The sequence below is a fragment of the Kitasatospora sp. NPDC058478 genome (assembly GCF_042720345.1).
GTDB lineage: Bacteria > Actinomycetota > Actinomycetes > Streptomycetales > Streptomycetaceae > Kitasatospora.
In genome coordinates this window covers 1-6,144 of record NZ_JBHXML010000140.1, presented here as the reverse complement: position 1 = coordinate 6,144, position 6,144 = coordinate 1, and the positions used below count along the sequence as shown (strand labels likewise).

Here is a 6,144-nt window from a genome sequence, read left to right as displayed (position 1 = left end):
CTCCCGCACTACGGCGCCGACTGCCCGGCCGCCGTCGTCGCGATGGCCAGCCGCCCGGACGAGCTGGTGCTGCGCGGCACCCTCGCCGACATCGCCGAACAGGTCAAGGCCTCGGGCGTGGTCCGCACCGCCGTCATCCTGGTCGGACGGACCCTGGCCGCCGAACAGTTCCGCGACAGCCACCTCTACTCGGCGGAGCGCGAACGCCCGCACGAGCCCTGCGGGGCGTGAACCCCATGACCCGGCACGTCCTGATCCTCGGCGGGACGACGGAGGGGCGGGCACTGGCCGCCGCACTCGTCGAGCTGCCGTCCCTGCGGGTCACCAGTTCGCTGGCCGGCCGGGTCGCCCAACCCCGGCTGCCCGCCGGAGAGGTGAGGATCGGCGGCTTCGGCGGCCCGGAGGGGCTGGCCGACTGGCTGCGCGGCGAGCGGGTGGACGCGGTCGTCGACGCCACCCACCCGTTCGCCGCCGGGATGTCCCGCAACGCCGCCCTCGCGGCGGCCGCCGCCGACGTGCCGCTGCTGGCGCTGCGGCGGCCCGGCTGGGCGCCCGTCCCCGGGGACCGCTGGCACCACGCACCCTCGCTCGCCGCGGCCGCCGAACTCCTGCCCGGCCTCGGGCGGCGGGTCTTCCTCACCACCGGGCGACAGGGCATCGCCACCTTCGCCCACCTCGACCACCTGCACTTCCTCGCCCGCTCGGTCGACCCGCCCGAGCCGCCGCTGCCGTCCACGCTCGAAGTCCGGCTGGACCGGGGGCCGTTCACGCTCGACGGCGAACGGGCGCTGCTGCGCGAGCACCGGATCGACGTCGTGGTCACCAAGGACAGCGGCGGCGCCGCGACCGCGCCCAAACTCACCGCCGCGCGCGAACTCGGGCTCCCGGTGGTCGTCGTGGAACGCCCGCCGCTGCCCGACGGCGTACCGGCGGCCCCGGACGTACCGGGCGCAGTGCGGTGGCTACAGCAGCTGGGATAGTCCCACGAGCAGACGGCACAACCTAGCCTGCGCATTTCAGCTCGGGCCAGACCAGAGTGCGGTCGGAAACACAGAAGCGCCTTCTGCACTGGGGCGACGACCCTCTTCCGAGGTCTTCGTCGCATCAGAGGAAAGGCACTGCTACGCATGCAGCGGTATCTAACGCAAGCTCGTCACTGCAGAGGCATCGAGTCGGGTCAGGTGGTTTTGGTGCGTTGGTCGCGCTGGTGGCGCCAGGTGGCCATGTGGCCGTAGATGTGGATGCGGGCGCGGGCGACGGCGCCGATGGGCCGGTGGTCCTGGAGTGCGTGGGCGATGCTGAAGGTGAGTTCCTCGGCGAGCTGGTTGCGGGCGGCGGTGCGGAACTCCTGGCGGGGGATGGTGAGGGTGGCGACCTTCACCAGCGGGGCCCGGTCCGTGCTCCATTCGACGGCGATGTCCTCGACGGGCATGGTGTCGGGGTCGGTGCGCAGTTGGACCATGAAGTCGAAGGTGGCGTCGGTCTGGGAGAGGTGTTCCTGGAGGTGGTCGCTGAGGTAGTGGTCCTGGTGCTTCTCGCGCCCTGGGCTGGTGTACGGCGAGGTCGGTACGAGGGCGTACTTGACGACCTGGTCGGGGCCGAGGAGGGAGGCGGTGTTGCTCCAGTAGGGGATGTCGGCGGGTGAGGTGGGGGTGATGACGGCCTTGGCCAGGCCGGCGAGGACGTGTGGGTGGGTGGTGAGCGTCTTGGCGGCGAACTTGGCCGGTTCGAGGGTGATGACGTCGTGGAACAGCTTGACGGTGCCGAGCGGGATGGCGGGGGTGTTGAGGAGGATGAAGTCCTGGGTGGTGGGCTCGTCGCTCTCGGGGATGCGTTCGCCGGGCACGTCGTGCAGTTTGATGGCCGCGCCGCGCAGGTCCTTGACGTCGTCGGACTGCGGTGTGCCGTTGCCGCTGGAGAAGCGCAGCCACCCTTCGTAGGTGTGGGGCCGGGCGAAGACGCCGACGCGCAGGTTGGCCGGCAGGTCGGGCTCGACCGCGAAGGTGATCTTGACGAGTCCGGCGTGCTTGGCGTGGGCGGCCCGGCCGGTGGCGCCGGGCGGGTAGTCCTTCTCCTGCTGCCGGTTCATGGCCTCGATCATCTCGGCCACGAGTTGGTCCTCGTTCGGCTCGGGCGTCTCGAACCTGGTCAGTGCGGTCATGGGTTGCGTGTCCCTTGCGGAAGGCGGGGTGGGGGTGCCTGGCGCTTCCAGACTGCGGGCCGCCGCGGCGGGGGCGCCAGACGAGGGCCGCGATGGGGCCAGGTGGCCGATATCCGGCGACCGCGGGTGGTTCGGGTACGGATTGTGACGCGGGTCGACCCATTTCACGTTACTCAAAGTGTTCATAAAAGCAGCCAGCCGTTGACCGGCATCGCGGTGGTGGACAACGGCCCGGCACGCCGGTTGTCACCGGCACCACCCCCGACGGCACTCCCGTCACCGCCACCAGCAACACCGTCACCATCGTCGCCTGCACCCCCCGTGACGGCCACAACCCCGGCGGCCACGGCGGCTGGGGCGACCACCGCCCCGGCCCCGGCCAATGGGACAACCACCCAGACGCCACCGCCCCGGGCACTGAGCCAGGCACCAACCACGACAACGGGCACCATCCGGCACCCGCTCCGCCGCAGGAACAAGGGGTCGCCCTCGCCCACGCTGGCGCCCAGGTACAGGCCGCTGGCGTTGCCGGAGGCTGGCTCCTCACCTTGGGGGCGCTGCTGACCCGATTCGCCCGGGCCCGCAAGCGCCAGGGGAACGGCACCAGGTAGGACACCAACACGTCACTGGTAGCAGGACCCACGGGCGAACACCGGATGCCGACGGAACATACGGCCCGCGATGGGTTCGCGGACGACGGCGCGCCCGGCGTGGATGTCGCAGGAGGGCGCCCGCATCGGAGCCAGCAGCAGCCGGGTGCCAGGTGGGTCGGCAGACGTGCTGTGTAGAGGCGAGTTCGCCCTCGGCCTCGGGACCGATCACGGCGCGAGTGCCGGTCTCGACGAGGATGACCAGCCGCAGCACCGGATGGGCGAACTCGCACCGGAGGCCGTGTCGCTTGGGAAGGCGGACGGTGACCAGCTCACGGTCGGGCGGCCACAGGCCGGAGTCGTCCACGGTGACCGTACGCATCCCGCACCGGATACTTCCGGCCTGTCTCTCGAGGTCGCCGCCCCGGCCGGAACCTCGAACACGAACCGCGACCGTCCGGTCCCAGCCGCTGCTGGGAGCGTGACGGCAACGGGACCCGTGTGATTGATCGACTTTTTTGGTCGGCCATTGATCTGCAGGGATCCCGTTGCCTCGTTCAAGCCTTCTTGGCGAACATGATTTCGCTAGAACGCAGGGGCATTGTCATGCTGAAGGGGTCAGTCGACCATGACGCTGTCAAAATCGGCACCTGCGGCGGGCTTGGCGGTCTTTCCGACTGGGACGGTGACCTTCGTTCCTTTGCAGTCCGGCCCGTACCAGACGGTCGCCTTATGGTCCGTGGAGTTTTTGACTGCGTCCGCCGGGGAGTAGAAGTTGTAGCATCTCCCGTGCTCGGGGTTGGAAATTGATTTTTCCTCGACAGAGGATTGTTCCCCTTCCTCGGTGTCGAAAGATTCTTCGTAGGTGTAGATGAATTCTCCGCTTGCAGACACTTCGGACATCTTCGAAATGAACGCGTAGCGGAAAGGAAGGTGCAGAGTTACAGACGTCTTACCCTCCGACTTCACGTCGAGGAGTACATTCATTTCCTTGTCGGGGACGCACGGAGTCCCGGGGCAGGGGCTCTTTTTAGGGAAGGTGTACTCCAGTACCATAACGGCGGGATGTCCCAGCGAAATGGTCGCAGTTGAGTTCAGTGCGCAGCCGATGTTCCCCCCGAGGGCGGAGATGACCTCGGGCTGGTCGAAGACCTCCGCTGCGTCTAGGCAGTCGGCGCTGCCGGCCTGTCGGCCGCCTTGCCAGATCGTGACCGACTTCGGGGCTCCGGCGCTGCTGAAAACCAGGTTTCCGTCGAGTGAGTACTTGACCGGCCGCCGTCCGACGTTGTATTCGGTCCATTTCGAGTCCAGCAGCAGTGTCTGCTTCACGGATCCGCTGGGCGGGATGATGGCGACGACGTCTTTTCCGGCGACGCGGTGTGTTTCCCATCGGATGTCGGCGCCTGATTCGAACAGTTCCTGTGGGGTGCCGGGGGGTTCGGTGATCCAGTCGCGTTCTTTGGCGCACAGGAACCCGATGATCATCTTCGCCACGTAGTAGGCTGCCAGGGCGGTCGCGAGCACAGCTCCCGCCGGCGGGTAGATGAAGGCGACCGCGGTCGCGATGAGGGAGATGACCGCTACCGTTCCGGATTCCACGTCGCGGTCCGCGATGGCCTCGCCGAGCGACCAGACGTCTCCGAGGACGGGCACCATGTACACGATCGCCTTGCTGATCGATTCCTGGGTGCCCTCGGCCAGTCCGTGGACCGCGTATGTCCCGTTGATCGAATTTCCCGCGACGTCGCCGATTTTATCGGAATATTTATTCAGGCTTTTTACAGCCGGGTTCTTGGCGAACTTCGAGATGGTGGCGACCGCCTTGCCGCCGAGGAGCTGCACGGCGCGGGTGTTCTGCTTTTTGAGCGCCTTGAGCTCGGCGACTTCCGCCGGGTTGTTCATGATCTCGTTGTGCAGTTCCCGGGTGAGCTTCTGGGTGTCCGAGAGAAGCTTGTGGGCCTGCTGGTTGGTCATCTTGCAGGCCGCGGTGCCGGTCTTGATGCAGCCCTCCTCGAGGGCCTCCAGCCACTGGTTCTCGCTGAGCTTGGCCCAACGGTCGAACTGGTCGGCCGTGGGGTTGGCCGGAACCGCGGTAGCGGGCGCGGCCCGTGCCGGCTGCGGCACGGTTTCGGCTGATGCGGGCGCGGCTCGTCCGAGCAGCGTGAGCGCCAGCGCGAACGCGAGCGCGGTGATAGAGCCAGTTCTTCTCATGTCCGAATACGTACCGCAGTGCCGCATCGACGGAACGTCACCGCTTGGGGCTCTCCGGCCATGCCGTGGCTACTGGGCCGCTGGTCAGAAGGGCTGTGTCGCGGAACGGGGTTCACCCGGCCGGCTGCCTCCTGCCGCGACATTCAAAGGCAATCAAGGTCGCGGCAGGCCGGCCTGGCGGTTCACCTGGTGGGCAATTCAGCAGACCCTCTTACGGGGGGAGGGCCTCGGCCGGTGCCCGTATCGGCGCGGGTGGAGCGCCGGGCGGGGCGGCCGGAGGCGAGGGAGGTGATCTCTCGGCGAGACGGGTCCCGGCGAAGGTGTCGCGGGGCGCGGCGAACCTGCGCGGCGGAGCTCACGACGCCAGAGGCGACCCGCCCACCGAGGCCGTCGAGGGGGCGAATCGACCTGCATCGCGCAACGCCTGGCATCGCCGCCAAGGCCGTTGAGACCTACGCCGAGCGCGTGGCCTCCCATGCCGAACGCTGGCCTGACCACGTTCCTGTGGCCCTGGCCTACGACCACCGGGCCTGACGCCGACCGTACCGGCCGAGCAGCCCTTCACCGCCGACAACCGCGAGCGGACAGTCCAAGATCACCTCTGGCAACAGCCCGGCCGCGACGGAACGCCGAGCCGGCACGCGCAGGTCTGCACCTCCGGTCACGGGCCGAGCTCCGCACCCGGCTGGGGCAGCCTTCGCGAGGGGCGCACCCGTAGCCCTCGACACAGTCTGCGATGGGGCCATATGGCCCACATGCGGGGGCCGCCGGCTGGTTCGGGTGCGGATCGCCACCGCGAGCCGTCTCACGCCACGGCACTTACAGTGCTCATATGGGCACTTAGTGTCATCAAATGATGTGGCGTGGAGCCGTGCGGTGGTCACGCCGGACTGGAACGGAGGCGGTATGGCAGGGATCAGACGCTGCCGCTCGCGCGGCGGCCTCGCCGCGGCGATCGGGCTGGCAGTCATCGGCATGACGGCGGGCTGGGGCGGAGGCGCGGCACAGGCCTCCCCGGCGCGGGGCGTGACCTCCGTCAGGGCTGCCGCCGCCCCGCAGGCGGACGGTGCGGGCGAGCGGTCCGGGTCCCGGGCGTTGACCTGTCCGCCGGTGCCGTTGTGGGTGAACACCGGCGGTGGCGGTGACCAGCTGTACTCGTACAGTCCGACCGGTACGCAGTTG

4 protein-coding genes and 1 pseudogene are annotated in these 6,144 nt (G+C 68.7%); 3 read left to right on the top strand and 2 right to left on the bottom strand.

Annotated elements, in window-relative coordinates:
- A pseudogene (locus ACFWPT_RS40520) lies at positions 1-231 on the top strand (precorrin-4 C(11)-methyltransferase); the annotation flags it as partial.
- 5 nt (positions 232-236) lie between these two features.
- Complete coding sequence (locus tag ACFWPT_RS40515) at positions 237-980, top strand: cobalt-precorrin-6A reductase (protein ID WP_380488028.1); 744 nt, start codon at positions 237-239, stop codon at positions 978-980.
- A 197-nt stretch (positions 981-1,177) separates the two neighbouring features.
- Here ACFWPT_RS40515 and ACFWPT_RS40510 read toward each other — a convergent pair whose 3' ends face one another.
- Together ACFWPT_RS40510 and ACFWPT_RS40505 are read right to left on the bottom strand one after the other, a co-directional pair.
- Positions 1,178-2,161 carry a hypothetical protein gene (locus tag ACFWPT_RS40510; RefSeq protein ID WP_380488026.1) on the bottom strand — a complete coding sequence of 328 codons (984 nt, stop codon included), beginning with the start codon at positions 2,159-2,161 and terminating at the stop codon, positions 1,178-1,180.
- Between the two features lie 1,208 nt (positions 2,162-3,369).
- Positions 3,370-4,962, bottom strand: coding sequence for a hypothetical protein (locus ACFWPT_RS40505; protein WP_380488024.1), 1,593 nt, complete (start codon positions 4,960-4,962; stop codon positions 3,370-3,372).
- 906 nt (positions 4,963-5,868) lie between these two features.
- Here ACFWPT_RS40505 and ACFWPT_RS40500 point away from each other — a divergent pair.
- On the top strand, positions 5,869-6,144 hold a 276-nt coding region (locus ACFWPT_RS40500; protein WP_380488022.1), incomplete at its 3' end, for a hypothetical protein.

What these genes read in the sequence shown, in the direction of transcription:
- ACFWPT_RS40505 (WP_380488024.1), bottom strand. Translation starts at nt 4,962, where the DNA reads ATGAGAAGAACTGGCTCTATCACCGCGCTCGCGTTCGCGCTGGCGCTC.
- ACFWPT_RS40515 (WP_380488028.1), top strand. Translation starts at nt 237, where the DNA reads ATGACCCGGCACGTCCTGATCCTCGGCGGGACGACGGAGGGGCGGGCA.
- ACFWPT_RS40510 (WP_380488026.1), bottom strand. Translation starts at nt 2,161, where the DNA reads ATGACCGCACTGACCAGGTTCGAGACGCCCGAGCCGAACGAGGACCAA.